General features: G+C 75.1%; 1 pseudogene. It reads left to right on the forward strand.

Features of this window, described 5'->3' with window-relative positions:
- Positions 1–325 (forward strand): annotated as a pseudogene (locus J0695_RS42510) (RDD family protein); the annotation flags it as partial.

The following is a 325-nucleotide window of genomic DNA, read 5'->3' on the forward strand; positions in this document are numbered from 1 at the left end:
CACCTCAGCCCGACCAGCCCGTCGTGCCCTGGAAGCCCCCGGTCAACGACCACTTCCAGCAGCTCGCGGCGGCCCAGGCGGCCGCCCGTCCGGCCGCCCTCGGCAAGCGGTTCGCCGCCCGGCTCATCGACACCGCCGTGCTGGCCGCGCTCGTCGGCGCCATCGCCGTCCCCCTCGCGACGCGGGCCGCGGACCACATCAACGAGAAGATCGACGCGGCCAGGCCGGCCGTGGTGGAGTCCAGCAGCCAGACGGTGACCGTCTCGCCGGACAGCCTGGCCGCCGCGGTCCTCGTCGCGTTCCTGGTGCTGGGCGTCCTCCTGGA

Source organism: Streptomyces beijiangensis, assembly GCF_017315755.1.
GTDB classification, from domain to species: domain Bacteria; phylum Actinomycetota; class Actinomycetes; order Streptomycetales; family Streptomycetaceae; genus Streptomyces; species Streptomyces beijiangensis.